Consider the following 16,573-nt stretch of genomic DNA (forward strand, 5'->3'; position numbering starts at 1 on the left):
GTTGAATGTCGCCTCCGGGCAGGCTGGAGGAGGAGCCTGCCCGGAGGCTTGCGGGTCTGGGAGGACAGACCGGGAGGATCAGTTGGTTCCCTTGCCGCCGCATTTGCCGGTGGCAACGTTGAAGTTGCCGCAGGACAGAGGCGCGCGCCAATCGGAGATCAGGTCCTTGGAGTCAGGCAGATAGTCGGACCACTCGTCGCCCATCACCAGGCCGGGCGTCTGCGAGACGGTTTCGAACTGGCCGTCGGCCTGGATTTCGCCGATCAGCACCGGCTTGGTGATGTGATGGTTCGGCATCATCGTCGAATAACCGCCGGTCAGGTTCGGCACCGAGACGCCGACCATGGCGTCGATGACCTTGTCCGGATCGGTGGTGCCGGCCTTCTCGACCGCCTTCACCCACATGTTGAAGCCGATATAATGGGCTTCCATCGGGTCGTTGGTGGTGCGCTTGTCGTTCTTGATGAATTTGTGCCAGTCGGCGATGAACTTCGCGTTCTCGGGTGTGTCGACGCTCTCGAAATAGTTCCAGGCGGCGAGATGGCCGACCAGCGGCGCGGTGTCGAGACCGGCAAGCTCTTCCTCACCAACCGAGAAGGCCATGACCGGAATATCCTCGGCCTTGATGCCCTGGTTGCCGAGTTCCTTGTAGAACGGCACATTGGCGTCACCGTTGACGGTCGAGACGACGGCGGTCTTCTTGCCGGCCGAACCGAATTTCTTGATCGCCGAGACTTCGGTCTGCCAGTCGGAGAAGCCGAACGGCGTGTAGTTGACCATGATGTCTTCCGCAGCGACGCCCTTGGCCTTCAGATAGGCCTCGAGGATTTTGTTGGTGGTGCGCGGGTAGACGTAGTCGGTGCCTTCGAGAACCCAGCGCTTCGCCGAACCGCCGTCCTCGCTCATCAGATAGTCGACCGCGGGAATGGCTTGCTGGTTCGGCGCCGCACCGGTGTAGAACACGTTGCGCTCGCTCTCCTCGCCTTCGTACTGGACGGGGTAGAACAGGATGTTGTCGAGTTCGCTGAACACCGGCAGCACCGATTTGCGCGACACCGAGGTCCAGCAGCCGAACACCGCCGCGACCTTGTCCTTCGAGATCAGCTCGCGCGCCTTTTCGGCGAATAGCGGCCAGTTGGAAGCCGGATCGACGACCACCGCCTCGAGCTTCTTGCCGAGCAGGCCACCCTTGGCATTCTGCTCTTCGATGAGCATCAGCATGGCGTCCTTCAGCGTCGTCTCCGAGATCGCCATGGTTCCCGACAGCGAATGGAGGATGCCGACCTTGATGGTGTCGTCGGCCGCCTTGGCGGGAACGCTCATCAGCAGGCCGGCGGTGACCACGCCGGCCGAAAACATTTTTGTTATTGTCGAGAAACTGCCCCTCATACTTTTAAACTCCCAAGCTGGTTAACTGCATCGGAACAGACCATGCAACGGCTGTGCCAATCACCGGCGAAAGATCGGAGGGTTTGAGATTTCCCAGCCCTGTCAGTCGGTTAATGTATTAGCCGCGGGAGATGAACCTCGCCTGCCAGGTTTTAGATGAGAAAAGATCACTCGTATCAGCCTAAGTTTTACTCATATACAGGCCAATGCCCGAATTTTGAGCAGCATCATATGAGCGCTGGCGAGGATTGCAGCGCCGGAGCGAAATGAGGCAAGTTCGAACCCTTAACGGGGGACCTCCATGGCCTTCAGAGCTTCTTGCATTTTCACCGCCATTCTTCTGTTGGCGGCGACGACCGTAGCGCGCGCCGGCTTCAGCGACGGCAAGCTGCCGGACGGCTCCTATCATTGCGAAGTCTATCTGCTTGGCATGTTCCTCAGCCTCGGCGACATCACCATCAAGGGAAACGTCTATAGCGGTCCGGTGAGCTTCGGCATCGCGCCGCAAAGCTACAATTACCAGATGGATGCAGACGGCGTGATCACCTGGCTGGGTCCGCTGGGCGGCTACACCAGTGGCGGCAACTCGATCTCGCTTACGCAGGCGACGCTGGAAAGCGGAACCACCCCGTCCTTCGACATCATCATGAAGCAGCCAGACGGCGCCTTTACCGCCTCGACCTGCACGAAGCGTTGAAAGTACGGAACCTGGCGAGGTTCCGTACTCCGAAGTAGAAGCCGCCTAGCTCTCCGCCGCCATGTCGAGCGCCAGCCGGGTCATATCGGTGAAAAGGCCCTGGCGTTCGGAATAGTCGGTCTGCTCGCCGGTTGCCACATTGTCGACGACGGTCAGGATCGACAGCGCCCGGGCGCCGAAATCGGCCGCAATGCGGTAGAGTGCGCTGGTTTCCATATCCACGGCGAGCGCCCCCTGTGCCTGTGCTTCGGCAAAGCGTTCGCGCCCCAGCGGATGATAAAAAATGTCGCTGCAGATGGTCAGCCCGGCCCGATGGTCGATGCCGAGTTCCGCAGCCCGGGCCAACGCCTGGGCCAACAATGCCGGATCGGGGCCGGCATCGGCACGATAGAGCCCAAAAACCTGGCCGCTCTCCGCATTTTCGCCACGCACCGATTGCGCGATCACCAGGCTGCGCAGCACCACCTCAGCGGTCAGGCCGCCGCAGGTGCCGGTGCGGATCAACGTTTTCGCACCGTAGAAATCCAGCAGCTCGTGCACGTAGACCAGGAATGACGGGACGCCGATGCCGGTGGACTGGACGCTGACAGGCTTGCCGCGAAACAACCCGGTAAAGCCGAGCGCGCCGCGGCGGCGGTTGACGCAGCGCGGCGCTTCCAGAAAGGTCTCCGCCATCCATTCAGCGCGCTGCGGGTCGCCCGGCAGCAGCACCGTGCTTGCGTAGTCGCCTTTGCTAGCCTCGTTGTGTGGCGTCACGGCATGCTTTCCAAAACCCGTCGCCCGTTTCGCCTGCAATCATGGCAGTCTCACGACATTGCGCAAGCGGAGCGTTGGAAGGGTCAGGATTCCAGCATGTCCTTTACGATCGTGGCCAATTGCTTGAGCGAAAACGGCTTCGGCAAGAAGCCGAAATGCGCGTCGGCCGGCAAGTTCTTGGCGAACGCGTCTTCGGCATAGCCGGACACGAAGATAAACTTGATGTCGGGCTGCCGTTTGCGCAATTCGCCAAGCAGCGTCGGGCCATCCATTTCCGGCATCACCACGTCCGACACCACGACGTCGACCTTGCCGCCGAGCGCTTCGTAGACTTCAAGCGCCTCGACGCCCGACGACGCCTCGTGGACGGTGTAGCCGCGCGATTTCAGCGCCCGCATGCCGCCCATGCGCACGGCGTCCTCGTCCTCGACCAGCAGCACAGTGGCCGAGCCCGACAGATCCTTGGCTGAGTCGGCGATCTTGGCAGGGGCGGCCGGCACTTCTCCAGCCTCGCCCGCCTTCCTTGCCTCCGCAATGTGCCGCGGCAGGAAGATGCGGAACACGGATCCCTTGCCGACTTCGGAATCGCAGAAGATGAAGCCGCCTGTCTGCTTGATGATGCCATAGACCATGGACAGGCCGAGGCCAGTTCCCTTGCCAACCTCCTTTGTCGTGAAGAAGGGCTCGAAGATCTTTTTCAGCACATCAGGCGCGATGCCGCTGCCGCTGTCCTCGACCTCGACCAGCACATAGTCGGCCGGTGTAAGTTCGCGATAGGAAAAGGTCTTGCATTCCCCGGCGCTGACGTTGCGGGTGCGTACGGTGAGGTCGCCGCCGGCCGGCATCGCATCGCGCGCATTGACCGCCAGATTGACCACCACTTGCTCGAACTGCCCGATATCGACCCTGACCGGCCACAGGTCGCGGCCATGGTCGATCTTGAGCTTGATGTCGTTGCCGACCAGCCGGGCAAGCAGCATCCTGAGATCGGCGAGCACGTCGGTCAGGTTGAGCACCTCCGGCCGCAGCGTCTGCTTGCGCGAGAAGGCCAGCAACTGCCGCACCAGCGAGGCCGCCCGGTTGGCATTCTGCTTGATGTTCATGATGTCCGGGAATGACGGATCGGACGGCCGGTGGTTGGTCAACAGCAGGTCCGAGGCCATGATGATGGCGGTCAGCACATTGTTGAAATCATGCGCGATGCCGCCGGCGAGTTGGCCGACCGCCTGCATCTTCTGGCTCTGCGCCATCTGGCCCTCGAGGGCCTTTTGCTCAGTGGTCTCCACGGCATAGACGATGGCCGATTCCTCGGCGCCCTCGCCACCGGTACCGTCTGCGACCGCGTTGACGTAGAAGCGTATGTGGCGCTCCTCATTGCCGGGCAGCACCGTATCGATCGGCTCGATGTCAGCCTGTTGCTGGCGTGCCTTTTCAAAGGCCGCGGCGAAAGCCGGCCGGTCGCGCTCGTGGATCACCGTATCCAGCCGCACACGCCGATCGACCGCGTCGCGGTCGACGACCGAGGAAAACAGCGACAGGAACGGCGCATTGGTGCGCAGGATGCGGCCGGCATGGTCGACGCCGGCTATCGCCATCGGCGTCGAGTTGAAGAACCGCGTGAAGCGTATTTCCGATGCGCGGAGGTCGGCCGAAGCGTCCTCGCCTTGCGTCCGGTTGAGCACGATGGTGCGAGTCGGGCCGTTGAGCCCCTCTCGGCTGGCCGAGACACGATGCATGAAGCGCACCGGCAGCGCCTCGCCGGTCATCGTCGTCAGATCGAGGTCGATAACGGCATTGCGCGTGGTACCAGCGTCGGCCCTGACCGAACGGACCAGCGCCATGCCGTCGCCGGCGACGATCTCCGGCAGCGTGATGGCGCCGGGAGTGAAGCTGGCCAGATCGATGCCAAGCCACTCGGCAAGGGTCGCGTTGATATAGGTGACGCGGCCTTCCTGGTCGGCGGAAAAGAACCCGGCCGGCGCATGGTCGAGGTGATCGATGGCCTTTTGCAGGTCGAGAAAGAACCGCTCCTGCTCGGCCCGTTCCCGCGAGATATCGGCAAGCTGCCAGGCAAGCATGGGCAGCCGTTGGCCGGGAACGCTGAAGGCGCGGGCTCGAACGCGGTACCAGCGCGCGCCCGGTTCGGCGCCTGGCCGAATGGACTGCGCGAGCCGAAACTCGCCGTCGCCCGGCTGGCCGTCCCGCAGGCCTGACGCCAGCCGGTATATGGTCACCGAGGCCTCGGGAACGTCTGAAAGCAAACCTTCGACGGTCTTGAGGTCGGCGGCCGACTCGGCACCCGTCATATCGGCATAGGTCCGGTTGGCGTAGATGATACGGCCTTTGGTGTCGGTGACCAGGAGACCTTGCGACATCGAATCGACGAAAGCTTTCGACAGTTCGTCGCTTGTCGAGCGCGGCGTGATATGCACGAAGCCGATCGCAGTGGCGAATAGAAAGCCGACGCCGATCATCGCCAGCACGCCAAGCATGCCGAGCAGGAATGGATCGCCAAGGCGCTCGCGGAAAAGGCCGAAGACGATCGCTGCCCCAGTCAAGACGACGATGAAGACGATGAGCCGGGTGACCGCTCCCGGCCGCGTGTTCTGGTCGACGATAGGTACCGGATAGAAATCGCCGCGCGCTTCCTTGGCCATGTGCCCCCTGCTCGTGAATTCCGGTGTCGGTTGAATCATATTCTCAGGGTTGGGAAAAGGCCCGGCTGCAGATGTCCGCTAAAAATGACGCCGTTCGGCTCCCGGCGTTTCAAGCTGTTCACGAAGCGTGAAAGGCAACTTGCGGTGCCCTGCCGCAACAGTCTAGTGTCGCCTCTCTTCGAAAGCTGATTTTGGGGGAACCAATGCTGCAATGGCTGGATGGCGTGGCGGGTCCTGGTTATGCCGCAGCAATCCTATGGACGTTTGCAGTACTTGTCCTTCTGCTCATCATTCTTCTTATCATCAGGCTGGTCCGCAGCCTGACGTTCGGGACATTCGTCGCCGGCGGCAGGAACCGCAAGACGCGGCTGGCTGTCATGGATGCCACAGCGGTCGACAGTCACCGGCGGCTGGTGCTGGTGCGCCGTGACGATATCGAGCACCTGCTCTTGATCGGTGGTCCGACCGACGTCGTCGTCGAGCGCGACATCAGGCTCTCGGCGCTGCGGCGCCCGGCATTGACCGGAGACAACGGCCACCAGCCGGCAGCAAGGTCTGCTTCGACCACCGCCGCGCCGGTGAGGCAAGCGCCACCGCAGCCGGCAAGCGTAACCGCGACCCCTGTCCGAGCCCGCCAGACGGCGACGATGCCGGCAACAATGCCGGCGCCGGCGCCGAAACCGGCATCGAACGTCACACCGTTGCCAAGTTATGGATCCGTCAACGCCAATGCCTCGCGGCATGCGCAGCCGCCGGCAAGACAGGACTCCCCGGCAAGATACGAGCCGCCTGCACAGCACGAGTCGATTGACGATGCGCTGATGAAGGAGCTGGAGGTTTCCCTCGACGAGCCACGCTTCAGCCAAACGCCGAGCAAGCCGGTGGCGAAGGCATCGCCCTCTCTCGACGACGAGATGACGAAGCTCCTCGGCGAGTTGTCCAATCAGAAAAGATAGGCCGATAGCGAACGGCCAATGAAAATGGCCGGAAAACCGGCCATTGTGAACGCTTTACTGATGCCGCTGTTTTTCCCGGCGACTCAGTCGTCGCGGTAGACCTTCTCGCGCCGCTCATGGCGCTCCTGTGCCTCGATCGACAAGGTGGCGATCGGGCGCGCGTCGAGCCGCTTCAGCGCGATCGGCTCGCCCGTCTCCTCGCAATAGCCGTAAGTGCCTTCGTCAAGGCGCTGGAGGGCCGAATCGATCTTGGAGATGAGTTTTCGCTGGCGATCGCGGGCGCGAAGTTCGATGGCGCGGTCGGTTTCGGAGGAGGCGCGATCGGCGAGGTCGGGGTGGTTGGCGTTTTCCTGCTGCAGGATTTCGAGAGTTTCGCGCGCTTCGCGCAAGATGTCGTTCTTCCAGGTGACGAGCTTCATGCGAAAGTAGGATTTCTGCCGCTCGTTCATGAACGGCTCGTCTTCGGAGGGTACGTAATCGGCGGTAACGATGTCGTTCATTCGACTCACCCAACAAACCCCAAATTTGGCGCCTATATATTCGCGGACCGAAAGCTGCACAAGGTCAATCGACGACAGTTTCACGCAATTGTTAGTCTCGGACAAATCAGCATCTGCGATGCCCTTTTTGCGAAGAATACGACCGAATCCGTACATGATTCGCTATGCTTGAGGGGCGCTTGCCATTGCGCACGGAGCTCTTCTGATGGCAAATCCTGCGGCGTGCTGACGGGTTCGGTGCCCGGCACAACGGGGATCCGGTGACCAGACTTTACCTGCTGAGGCATGCGAAGGCCGGCTGGGCGCTGCCTGGCGTGGCTGACTTCGACCGCCCGCTCGATCCATCCGGCTTCGCCGATGCCGAAGCGATGGGCGTGCTGATGCGTTCCCGCAAATACGCACCGGCCCGCACCCTTTGCTCAAGCGCCAAGCGCGCCCGCCAGACGCTGGAAAGCTTGGCTGGCCATACGGACACGGGCCGGGTGCTGTTCTGTGACACCTTCTACAGCGACGATGCCGCCGCGTACCTCACTGCCATCCGGCAGAATGGCGGGCTGGATGCCTTGCTCGTCATCGGCCACAATCCGATGATCGAGGATCTCGCCATGGCGCTCTCAGGCGACGGCAACGAGACCGCGCGGGCCATGCTGAACCACGGCTTCCCGACCTCCGCACTTGCGGTGGTCCGGTTCAACGGCAGACTTGCCGAGGCTGCGCCAGGCACCGGCTATCTCGAAGCCTTCCTGACACCTGCCGATATCTGAGGCCATTTCAAAGCCGCGCATCAAAGCCTATATCGGATCCTGACCGGCCCGCGAGAACAGATTTGGCATCATCGCTGACGACTTTTACCGACGAGGCGAAGATTGCCTTGGATACGTTGTCAGGCCGCGCTGCCGGGCTTTTCGCTCCGTCACTGCGTCTTGGCGTGACCGGGCTGTCCCGCGCCGGCAAGACGGTGTTCATCTCGGCCCTTGTGCACAATCTGGTCCATGGCGGACGCTTGCCGCTGTTTGAGGCACAAAAATCGGGGCGCATCGCCCGGGCTTTTCTCGAAGAGCAGCCGGACGACGCGGTACCACGCTTCCAGTACGAGGATCACATCGCGGCTCTTGTCGACGATCGCGTCTGGCCGGATTCGACGCGTGCGATTTCCGAACTGAGGCTCACCATCGAATACGAATCGGCCTCTGGCTGGAGCCGCATGTTTTCCGCCGGCAAATTGTCGGTCGACATCGTCGATTATCCCGGCGAATGGCTGCTCGACCTGCCGCTGCTCGGCAAGTCCTACGCCGATTTTTCGCGTGAGGCCTTCGAGATGGCCGTGTTGCCGGTGCGTGTCGACCTTTCGCGGGAATGGCGGGCGCTCTCCAATCCGGTCGACCCCAACGCCGAGGCCGACGAGATGACGGCGCGCCGTCTCGCTGAGAGCTTCGCGGCCTATCTCAAGGCCTGCAAACTCGACGAGCGGGCGCTTTCGACCTTGCCGCCCGGCCGCTTCCTGATGCCCGGCGATCTTGAAGGCTCGCCCGCTCTCACCTTCGCGCCGCTGCCGAATCTGGGCGGCCGGCGCGCCCGCTCGGGATCGCTGCAGGCTATGATGGAGCGGCGCTACGAGGCTTACAAGACGCATGTCGTCAAACCGTTCTTTCGCGAACACATCACGCGTCTCGACCGCCAGATCGTGCTCATCGACGCATTGCAGGCATTGAATGCCGGCCCCGGTGCGATGGCCGATCTGGAGCGCGCGGTCACCGAAATCCTGTCCTGTTTCCGGCCCGGCCGGGGCAACTTCCTGACCGACCTGTTTTCGAGGCGTATCGACCGCATATTGGTGGCCGCGACCAAGGCCGACCATCTGCACCACGAAAGCCACGACCGGCTGCAGGCGATCGTGCGGCGGCTAGCCGACCGAGCCGTGGCGCGGGCGAATTTCACCGGCGCCGACGTCGACGTCGTCGCTATGGCTGCCATGCGCGCGACCCGGGAAGGCACGGTCAAGCAGGGCCGCGAGACTTTGCCGGTCATTATCGGCACGCCATTGCGCGGCGAAAAAATCGATGGCGAAACCTTTGACGGAAAGACCGAAACAGCCATATTTCCCGGTGACTTGCCGGAGAAAGTTGATGCGGTGTTCGACGTTTCCGAATCGACCCGCCGGCAGAACAATGACGACCCCGCGATCCGCTTCGTGCGCTTTCGCCCGCCGAAACTCGAGCGCACCGCCGAGGGTGTGACGCTGTCGCTGCCGCATATCAGGCTCGACCGCGCGCTGCAGTTCCTGATCGGAGATCATCTCGCATGAGTGCGCCCCGCAGACCGGCGGCCTTTCGCATAGAGCCGGAGCCCCAGCAGAAGGAAGATTCGACGGCTCACCATGCTGCGTCCGAGGCCGCGCCGGCGCGAAAGCCGCGTACCGTGACGGCGGATCTTGCCGTGGTCACACCGGCGGAGATCGACGTCTTCGACGAGCCTGATATCGTCGCTGCCGAACCGCCGCCGGCGATTGCGCCGCGAAAACGTTCGCCGCTTGGCAGCCTGTTCTTCGGCGCGCTGGGCGTTCTGGTTTCGCTCGCCGTCGGCCTCTGGACCGACCAGCTGATTCGCGACCTGTTCGAGCGCGCCGAGTGGCTGGGCTGGCTGGCTGCCGCTATGGCCGCGATCGCCATCCTGGCGCTTCTGATCATCCTGGTGCGCGAATTCATGGCGATTGCCCGCCTTGCCGAGGTCGAAAAGTTGCAGAAGCGGGCGCTCGATGCGATTGCCCGTGACGATCCGAAGGCCGCCCGCGCCGTGGTCGACGAGTTGTCGGTCTTTGTCTCGGCCAAGCCTGAAACCGCGGCCGGCAGGCGCTCGCTGGCCGAATTGCGCGGCGAGATCATTGACGGCGGCAATCTGGTGCGGCTGGCCGAGACCGAGATACTCGGCCCGCTCGATGCCCGCGCCAGGGTGATGATCCTCGAAGCGGCGAAGCGCGTCTCGCTGGTGACCGCGGTCAGCCCCCGCGCGCTGGTCGACGTCGCTTATGTCGTGTTCGAAGCCGGCCGGTTGATTCGCCGGCTGTCGGAGCTTTATGGCGGCCGCCCCGGCACGCTTGGCTTTTTTCGCCTGGCGCGCAGCGTTCTGGCCCATCTCGCGGTCACCGGGTCGATCGCCGTCGGCGACAGTTTCGTCCAGCAGATCGTCGGCCACGGCCTTGCCGCCCGGCTCTCGGCCAAGCTCGGCGAAGGCGTCGTCAACGGCATGATGACTGCGCGCATCGGCATTGCAGCGATGGAAACCGCAAGGCCCCTGCCCTTTTACGCGGTCAGGCGGCCCGGATTGGGCGATTTCCTCTCCGCGCTGACCTCCTTTGCAGCAAAGAAAGAAAAAGAAACATCCGCTTCCGGAACGTGACTATTGCCTTGGGGTGACAAAGCATTAACCAATCTTGTCCATGGTCGGAAGCGTCCAAACCAGTCTCTTTGTTGCCGGGTGTCGTCGATGAAAAGCGTTATTCTGTCCAGCGGGCTGCCCGTGGCGCTCGCGCTTGTCGCAACCGTCGGCATTGCCGGAAACGCTTCGGCGGCGGAACCGGACAAGCAGTTCTTTCGATCGGTCGAAGGCAAATGGGTCGGCCCCGGAGAAATCGTTGCCGGCAAATACAAAGGCACGAAATTCACCTGCAGCTTCATCGGCTCGACGCCTGACGGCAAGGTCGGCATGTCGCTCGACGGCGGCTGCCGGGTCGGTATGTTCACTCAGCAGATGTCGGCAACGATCGAACACAAGGGCCGGCAGGGCTACAAGGGCAGCTTTATGGGCGGGGCCGCCGGCTCCGGCCTCGACATTATCGGCGGCAATGTCGTCGATGCGCACAAGGTGGTTTTCACCATCAATCGCAATCAGTTGCGCGGCGTTATGCAGGCGCTTGTCCCCGACGACAATTCAATGACGGTGACCGTTGCCGTGCGCGTCGACCAGCAGCTGGTCCCGGTCATCGGCATGAAGCTGAAGCGGATCGATGCAGTCGAGGTCGGCTCCATAACTCCGAACTGACTTTCAGCGTGAGAAGGGCGGCGGCCAAACGGCGCCGCCCTCTTTTGATTTGCAAATGGGCGCTCAGTCCTTGATCGCGGCAATCACTTCGTCATAGGCCTTGCAGGCCTCAGCCGCTGTCGTGCCGCTCTGATATTTGGTTGTGACCGCCTGGACCTTGGCCCCGAGGTCGGCTGCCTTGGCCGGATTCTTGGTAATCGCAGCCTGAAGTGCCGCAGTCATGTCCTGGGCCTTCTTGGTCAGCATCTCGGTCGTGCACTCCGGCGCCTTCGAACAGGCAGAACTGGCAAGTGCCGCGATGCCAACGGCAAGCAGCAAGAACTTCTTCATGTCAGTCATCTCCTCAAAAAAGGGCCGCGACTTGATCGTCGCTCGCCCTTCACTGGCCGAAGCCGGGCGTCCTTAGCGCCGGATTGCTGGAACAAGCAACGCGCGGGAGCCCATTATCCTGTTCAGTGCGCCTGCAATATCGCCTTCACAACACGCCGGATTCGCACTGTTCGATCCGCCCCGAAGCCCCTATCTTGGCCGCTTGTTGCAAGAGAGCGGAACGGCAGGCATGGCGGCAGAGGCATCGAACGGCGATCTGATCCAGGTGGTGGCGCTGCTCGCCGCCGGCGTCGTTGCGGTGCCGATCTTCAGGCGCATCGGACTTGGCTCCATCCTCGGCTATTTGACGGCCGGCGTCGTGATCGGTCCGTTCGGGCTGCGCATCTTTTCCGAATCGGAAGCCATTCTTCATGTCGCCGAACTCGGCGTCGTCATGTTTCTGTTCATCATCGGGCTGGAGATGCAGCCGTCACGGCTATGGGGCATGCGCCGCGAGATTTTCGGGCTTGGCGCGCTGCAGGTCGGCGTCTGCGCGGTCCTGCTGACCGGCGTCGGGCTGGCGGGAGGTTTTCCTATCGCGCAATCCTTCGTCGCCGGCGCCGGTTTCGTGCTCACCTCGACGGCCATCGTCATGCAATTGCTGGAAGAACGCGGCGAACTGGCCACGCCCAAGGGCCAGCGCATCGTTTCGGTCCTGCTTTTGGAAGACCTGGCCATCGTGCCGCTGCTGGCGCTGATCGCCTTCCTCGCGCCGGGCGGCGCCGATATGAGCCTGTCGGATCGGTTGACGGAGGTCGGCATCGGCCTTGCCGCGATCGTCGGGCTGGTGCTTGCAGGACGCTATCTGCTCAATCCGTTCTTCCGTATCCTGGCGGATGCGCGCGCCCGCGAGGTGATGACCGCAGCCGCCCTTCTGGTCGTTCTCGGATCGGCGCTCGCCATGCAGCTTTCCGGCCTGTCGATGGCGATGGGCGCCTTCCTGGCCGGCGTGCTTTTGTCGGAATCGACCTTCCGCCACCAGCTGGAGGCCGACATCGAACCGTTCCGCGGCATTCTGCTCGGACTGTTCTTCCTCGCCGTCGGCATGTCGCTCGACCTGCATGTGGTCGTCGTCAACTGGCAGCTCATTGCCATCTATGTCGTCGCCTACATGATGATGAAGGCGATCGGCATCTATATCGTCGCCCGCATTCTCAAAACCGGCCACCGGGAAGGGCTCGAGCGCGCGGTCTTCATGGCGCAAGGCGGCGAATTCGCCTTCGTCCTCTATTCCGCAGCAGCGGCAGTCGGGATCATCGATAGCCAGGCCAATGCGATGCTAACCGCCATCGTCATCATTTCCATGGTGCTGACGCCGTTGGCAATCATAGCCCTGCGGTATCTGACGCCGCGCGACGAGCAGTCGCTTGAAGGCGTCGATGTCGCCAACGGCCTGACCGGCAGCGTGCTGATCATCGGCTTTGGCCGGTTCGGCCAGATCGCCAGCCAGCCGCTTTTGTTGCGCGGCATCGACGTCTCGATCATCGACAATGAGGTCGAGATGATCCAGGCAGCGGCCGATTTCGGCTTCAAGGTCTATTACGGCGACGGCACGCGGCTGGACATCCTGCGTGCCGCGGGAGCCGGGCGCGCACGCGCCGTGCTGATCTGCGTTGACAAGCCCGATGCCGCCGTGCGCATCGCCGAGCTCATCAAGGCGGAGTTTCCGTTGCTGACGGTGCTGGCGCGGGCTTTCGACCGCGGCACGGCGTTGCAGCTCATTCGTGCCGGCGTCGACTATCAGCTCCGCGAGACGTTCGAATCGGCGCTTGTCTTCGGCGGCTCGACACTGGAAGCTCTCGGCGTCGATCCGGAAGAGGTCGCCGAGGTAGTCGAGGACGTCCGCCGCCGCGATGCTGCCCGTTTCGAACTTCAACAGGCAGAAGGCATCCGCGCCGGTCGGCGCTTCCTCAAAGGCAATATCGGCACCCCCATCCCGACGCCGCTCAGCACGCCACGGCGCGTGGGCCAGGCGCTCAACGAGGAGACCGCCGGCGTGCTGCAGAAATCCGAACCGGCCGATTAAACGTTGGAAAGACGCGAATGATGAACGAACTGGACGAGCGCGCTGTCTCCATCACCAGATTCTGGCGCGACGCCGGGGAGGACGCGTGGTTCGAGAAGAACGACGCCTTTGATGCCGACTTCCGCACCCGGTTTCTCGATCTGCACTTTGCCGCCGCCCGCCGCGAATGCGACGGCTGGTCCGAACACGCCGAAGGGTCGCTGGCACTGATGATCCTGCTCGACCAGTTTCCGCGAAACTGCTTTCGCGCCACCGGCCACATGTACGCCACGGACCCGCTGGCGCGGCATTTCGCTGGGAAAGCGATCGCTGCCGGCCATGACCTGGCACTCGACGAAGAGCTCCGCGTTTTTCTCTATCTGCCCTATGAGCATTCGGAGGACCTCGCCGATCAGCTCAAATCGGCAGAGCTTACCGCCGCCAAAGCCCCGATCTATCTGAAATATGCGATCGAGCATCGCGACATCATCCAGCGCTTCGGCCGCTTTCCGCATCGAAACAGGATGCTTGGCCGCGAGACGACACCGGACGAACAAATGTTCCTCGACGGAGGTGGGTTCTCCGGCTGATTTCAGGCACCGATGGCGGCAGCATCAGGTTTTCCACCAATCCCGGCCTGACGGCAGCCGTTCAATGCCCGATGTGTCGACGGCGGCCAGCCGCTCCGATACGCTCTTGCCGTCGACCACAAGCTCCGGCGCAATTTCTGCCAGCGGCGCCAGCACGAAGGCGCGCTCCAGCATGCGCGGATGCGGCACCTCCAGTCCGGTCTCGTGGATGATGCGGTCGCCGAACACCAGAATGTCGATATCGATCAGGCGTGGACCCCAGCGCTCCTCGCGCACCCGCTTCAGTTTTCGCTCGGCGTCGAGGCAAAGGTCGAGCAAAGCCCGTGGCGCGAGCGCGGTCGAGATTTCGGCCGTCGCGTTGAGGAAATCCGGCTGATCGAGCTTGCCCCAGGGGGGCGTGCGGTAGAGCGACGAAACGGCAACGACGCGCGTTCTCTCGTTGGCATCCAGAATGCCCAGTGCCGCAGCCATCGACTTCGCCGGATCGCCGAGATTGCCGCCAAGGCTGAGATAGACGGTGTTGTTGTTGTTACTATTCTGGCCAGACAACGGTCACCTCGACATGATCGAGCACACCCGGCACCGGGGCGTTCGGCTTGCGCACGGTGATTTCGGCCTTTTTGATCTGCGGAAACCGCGCCGTCAGCGCCCTCGCCACTTCGAGCGCCAGCGCTTCGATCAGAAAGCGCCGTTCGCCGGTAATGATCTTCTCGATGACCGCAAAGGCGATGCCGTAATTGACGGTGTCCTCGATGGAATCCTCGACCAGCGCCCGCCCGGGATCCACCGTGAGTGCCGCATCGACATAAAAGCGCTGGCCGAGCGTCTCTTCTTCGTCCAGCACACCGTGCCGGGCAAAGAAGGCGCAGTTCTTCATGCGGATGACATACATGGCTCAGCTTTCCCCGATCTCACGTGCCAGCATAGCATCGGCGATGGCCAGCGCATCCACGTTGATTGCGACATCGTGGACGCGAAAGAGATGCGCGCCTTTGAGCCTCAGGATAACGCTGGTGGCCGCGGTCCCGGCGCCTCTTGCGGCTGCGTCGCGGCCGGTGACGGTGCCGATAAAGCGCTTTCGCGATGTGCCGGCCATCAGTGGAAAACCCAGCGCATGAAGTTCGGAAAACCGTGCCATCAGGTCAAGATTTTCCGCTGCCGTCTCCTTGGCGAAGCCGAAGCCCGGATCGAGCACGATATGATCGTCGGCAACACCGCTCCGCCGCGCGATTTCTAGCGACTTCCTGAGGAAGAAGAGCTGATCGGCAATCACGTCGGGCAGTTTCTGCCGGTCCCGTCCCGTGTGCATGACGACAAGGCCAGCGCCGGTTTCGGCCGCGACGCGGGCAATGCCCGGTTCGCGCTGCAGGCCCCAGACGTCATTGACGATATGCGCGCCGGCTTGGACGGCAAGCCGGGCCGTATCCTCGCGATAGGTATCGACCGAGATCAGCGTTTCGCCAGACGTCGCGAGCGCCTCGATGACGGGCAGTATGCGGGTTTGTTCCTCCTTTGCGGAAACCGCGGAGGCGCCGGGACGTGTCGATTCTCCGCCGACATCGATGACGGAAGCCCCCTCCTCGACCATGCGGCGCGCCTGGTCAACCGCTTTTTCCGGAGCCTCGAACAGCCCGCCGTCGGAAAAACTGTCCGGCGTGATGTTGAGGATGCCGACGACCACGGCCTTGCCGCCAATGTCGAGATGGCGTCCGTGCGCCAACTGCCATCGCCCTGTCATCATTGCCCATCAACCATGTTCGATCCCGCGGCGTGGCCAGGGATCAATTCCGTTGCGCCGGAGACGGCGGTAAAGCAAGGTGGGCAAAGAGGCAACACGATGAAACGATCCCTCCTTTGCGCCCTGATGCTCGCTCTGACCGCATTCCCGGCCGGCGCTGCAACTCTCGTCAAGACATATAGTTATTTCCCGATCGGCGGCAGGACGCTCGACGACATCGAGACCCAGCTGTCGAAACTCGGGCCTCAGGTGAAGAGCACCGGGTCGCGGCATCCGGGAGCTACCCAGATGGCGTTCACCACCCGCGTCAGCTATGCGCAAAAGCCGGGCTCGTGCTGGATTGCCGACGCTGTCGTCACCGTCAAGGTCAAGGTCATCCTTCCTGAGTGGCGCCGCCCGCGCAAAGCCGATGCCGGCGTCAGGCTGTTCTGGGATACGTTGTCCGCCGACATCAAGCGCCATGAGGAACGCCACGTCGAGATTGCCAAGAACCACGGCCGCGAACTAGAAGACGCCTTGAAGGCGAGCTACCCGGAAAAGACCTGCGAACTGGCAAAGGCCAAGGCCGCAAAAATCACTGCGGCCATGCTTGCCAAACACGACCAGGACCAGATGCGCTTCGATCGTGTCGAAAGCGCCAATTTCCAAAGCCGCATCCTGCGGCTTTTGCACTATCGCATCGAGCGCATTGAGAACGGCCGGCTCGCTCCCGGCTGAACTCCGCGTCGTCGGACAAAGCCAATTTTGCCGAAACATAAGTGCCAGCTTCGGAAAACTTTCGAGCCGCTGTCGAAATCGGCCTATAGCGAACGACATATGCCAGGTTCGCAGGGATCAGCCTCCGGCAAACGCCAATCGGCGTACTAGATGCTTCCCAG

17 protein-coding genes are annotated in these 16,573 nt (G+C 62.5%); 9 read left to right on the forward strand and 8 right to left on the reverse strand.

What is annotated here, in order from left to right:
- Positions 1-78 precede the first annotated feature (78 nt).
- Positions 79-1,389, reverse strand: a complete 1,311-nt coding sequence (gene urtA / locus NKI17_RS21070) for an urea ABC transporter substrate-binding protein (RefSeq protein WP_352906765.1) — start codon at positions 1,387-1,389, stop codon at positions 79-81.
- 301 nt (positions 1,390-1,690) lie between these two features.
- On the opposite strand from urtA, the gene NKI17_RS21075 reads away from it, so the two are divergent.
- Positions 1,691-2,086 carry a hypothetical protein gene (locus NKI17_RS21075; protein WP_352455693.1) on the forward strand — a complete coding sequence of 132 codons (396 nt, stop codon included), beginning with the start codon at positions 1,691-1,693 and terminating at the stop codon, positions 2,084-2,086.
- Positions 2,087-2,131: 45 nt separating this feature from the next.
- Here NKI17_RS21075 and NKI17_RS21080 read toward each other — a convergent pair whose 3' ends face one another.
- Complete coding sequence (locus NKI17_RS21080) at positions 2,132-2,842, reverse strand: purine-nucleoside phosphorylase (protein WP_352448746.1); 711 nt, start codon at positions 2,840-2,842, stop codon at positions 2,132-2,134.
- Between the two features lie 83 nt (positions 2,843-2,925).
- Positions 2,926-5,499 (reverse strand): cell cycle histidine kinase CckA, encoded by a 2,574-nt coding sequence (cckA, locus tag NKI17_RS21085; protein ID WP_352906766.1) that lies wholly within the window; start codon positions 5,497-5,499, stop codon positions 2,926-2,928.
- Between the two features lie 203 nt (positions 5,500-5,702).
- Between cckA and NKI17_RS21090 the strand changes: the two genes are divergently transcribed.
- Positions 5,703-6,455 carry a hypothetical protein gene (locus NKI17_RS21090; protein WP_352754776.1) on the forward strand — a complete coding sequence of 251 codons (753 nt, stop codon included), beginning with the start codon at positions 5,703-5,705 and terminating at the stop codon, positions 6,453-6,455.
- A gap of 83 nt (positions 6,456-6,538) precedes the next feature.
- Here NKI17_RS21090 and dksA read toward each other — a convergent pair whose 3' ends face one another.
- Entirely contained in the window at positions 6,539-6,955 is a 417-nt protein-coding gene (dksA, locus tag NKI17_RS21095; protein WP_023674847.1) for an RNA polymerase-binding protein DksA, read from the reverse strand.
- Positions 6,956-7,215: 260 nt separating this feature from the next.
- On the opposite strand from dksA, the gene NKI17_RS21100 reads away from it, so the two are divergent.
- The 4 genes from NKI17_RS21100 to NKI17_RS21115 all read left to right on the forward strand — a co-directional run bounded on the left by NKI17_RS21100 (position 7,216) and on the right by NKI17_RS21115 (position 10,993).
- Positions 7,216-7,719 (forward strand): SixA phosphatase family protein, encoded by a 504-nt coding sequence (locus NKI17_RS21100; protein ID WP_352574988.1) that lies wholly within the window; start codon positions 7,216-7,218, stop codon positions 7,717-7,719.
- Between the two features lie 62 nt (positions 7,720-7,781).
- On the forward strand, positions 7,782-9,260 hold the full coding sequence (locus NKI17_RS21105; protein WP_352697722.1) for a YcjX family GTP-binding protein: 1,479 nt from the start codon (positions 7,782-7,784) through the stop codon (positions 9,258-9,260).
- Positions 9,257-10,351: a YcjF family protein gene (locus NKI17_RS21110; protein ID WP_352448741.1), complete on the forward strand. Its 1,095-nt coding sequence runs from the start codon at positions 9,257-9,259 to the stop codon at positions 10,349-10,351. Before NKI17_RS21105 ends, NKI17_RS21110 begins: the two co-directional genes overlap by 4 nt.
- 87 nt (positions 10,352-10,438) lie before the next feature.
- Positions 10,439-10,993 (forward strand): hypothetical protein, encoded by a 555-nt coding sequence (locus NKI17_RS21115; protein ID WP_352697724.1) that lies wholly within the window; start codon positions 10,439-10,441, stop codon positions 10,991-10,993.
- A 63-nt stretch (positions 10,994-11,056) separates the two neighbouring features.
- Here the strand turns inward: NKI17_RS21115 and NKI17_RS21120 are convergent, their stop codons facing one another.
- Positions 11,057-11,323, reverse strand: a complete 267-nt coding sequence (locus NKI17_RS21120) for a hypothetical protein (RefSeq protein ID WP_352906767.1) — start codon at positions 11,321-11,323, stop codon at positions 11,057-11,059.
- A 229-nt stretch (positions 11,324-11,552) separates the two neighbouring features.
- Here NKI17_RS21120 and NKI17_RS21125 point away from each other — a divergent pair, with 229 nt between their 5' ends.
- Positions 11,553-13,388 (forward strand): monovalent cation:proton antiporter-2 (CPA2) family protein, encoded by a 1,836-nt coding sequence (locus NKI17_RS21125; protein WP_352754780.1) that lies wholly within the window; start codon positions 11,553-11,555, stop codon positions 13,386-13,388.
- A gap of 17 nt (positions 13,389-13,405) precedes the next feature.
- Positions 13,406-13,957 carry a DUF924 family protein gene (locus NKI17_RS21130; protein ID WP_502894566.1) on the forward strand — a complete coding sequence of 184 codons (552 nt, stop codon included), beginning with the start codon at positions 13,406-13,408 and terminating at the stop codon, positions 13,955-13,957.
- 24 nt (positions 13,958-13,981) lie between these two features.
- Here NKI17_RS21130 and folK read toward each other — a convergent pair whose 3' ends face one another.
- From folK to folP, 3 genes are read right to left on the reverse strand one after another with little or no spacing between them, the layout of a single operon-like run.
- Complete coding sequence (gene folK, locus NKI17_RS21135) at positions 13,982-14,506, reverse strand: 2-amino-4-hydroxy-6-hydroxymethyldihydropteridine diphosphokinase (RefSeq protein ID WP_352568754.1); 525 nt, start codon at positions 14,504-14,506, stop codon at positions 13,982-13,984.
- Entirely contained in the window at positions 14,490-14,849 is a 360-nt protein-coding gene (folB, locus tag NKI17_RS21140; protein ID WP_023674838.1) for a dihydroneopterin aldolase, read from the reverse strand. The genes folK and folB overlap by 17 nt, the downstream gene beginning before the upstream one ends.
- A gap of 3 nt (positions 14,850-14,852) precedes the next feature.
- Complete coding sequence (folP, locus tag NKI17_RS21145; RefSeq protein WP_352906768.1) at positions 14,853-15,698, reverse strand: dihydropteroate synthase; 846 nt, start codon at positions 15,696-15,698, stop codon at positions 14,853-14,855.
- Between the two features lie 96 nt (positions 15,699-15,794).
- Between folP and NKI17_RS21150 the strand changes: the two genes are divergently transcribed.
- Positions 15,795-16,412, forward strand: coding sequence for a DUF922 domain-containing Zn-dependent protease (locus tag NKI17_RS21150; RefSeq protein WP_023674836.1), 618 nt, complete (start codon positions 15,795-15,797; stop codon positions 16,410-16,412).
- The last annotated feature ends 161 nt before the right edge of the window (positions 16,413-16,573 follow it).

It is taken from the genome of Mesorhizobium sp. M0816, from assembly GCF_040320005.1.
Classification (GTDB): Bacteria; Pseudomonadota; Alphaproteobacteria; order Rhizobiales; family Rhizobiaceae; genus Mesorhizobium.

Bases quoted from the DNA above. Each gene is read 5' to 3' on its own strand.
- urtA (WP_352906765.1), bottom strand. From the start codon at position 1,389: ATGAGGGGCAGTTTCTCGACAATAACAAAAATGTTTTCGGCCGGCGTG.
- NKI17_RS21075 (WP_352455693.1), top strand. From the start codon at position 1,691: ATGGCCTTCAGAGCTTCTTGCATTTTCACCGCCATTCTTCTGTTGGCG.
- cckA (WP_352906766.1), bottom strand. From the start codon at position 5,499: ATGGCCAAGGAAGCGCGCGGCGATTTCTATCCGGTACCTATCGTCGAC.
- NKI17_RS21090 (WP_352754776.1), top strand. From the start codon at position 5,703: ATGCTGCAATGGCTGGATGGCGTGGCGGGTCCTGGTTATGCCGCAGCA.
- dksA (WP_023674847.1), bottom strand. From the start codon at position 6,955: ATGAACGACATCGTTACCGCCGATTACGTACCCTCCGAAGACGAGCCG.
- NKI17_RS21110 (WP_352448741.1), top strand. From the start codon at position 9,257: ATGAGTGCGCCCCGCAGACCGGCGGCCTTTCGCATAGAGCCGGAGCCC.
- NKI17_RS21115 (WP_352697724.1), top strand. From the start codon at position 10,439: ATGAAAAGCGTTATTCTGTCCAGCGGGCTGCCCGTGGCGCTCGCGCTT.
- NKI17_RS21120 (WP_352906767.1), bottom strand. From the start codon at position 11,323: ATGAAGAAGTTCTTGCTGCTTGCCGTTGGCATCGCGGCACTTGCCAGT.
- NKI17_RS21125 (WP_352754780.1), top strand. From the start codon at position 11,553: ATGGCGGCAGAGGCATCGAACGGCGATCTGATCCAGGTGGTGGCGCTG.
- NKI17_RS21130 (WP_502894566.1), top strand. From the start codon at position 13,406: ATGATGAACGAACTGGACGAGCGCGCTGTCTCCATCACCAGATTCTGG.
- folB (WP_023674838.1), bottom strand. From the start codon at position 14,849: ATGTATGTCATCCGCATGAAGAACTGCGCCTTCTTTGCCCGGCACGGT.
- folP (WP_352906768.1), bottom strand. From the start codon at position 15,698: ATGATGACAGGGCGATGGCAGTTGGCGCACGGACGCCATCTCGACATT.
- NKI17_RS21150 (WP_023674836.1), top strand. From the start codon at position 15,795: ATGAAACGATCCCTCCTTTGCGCCCTGATGCTCGCTCTGACCGCATTC.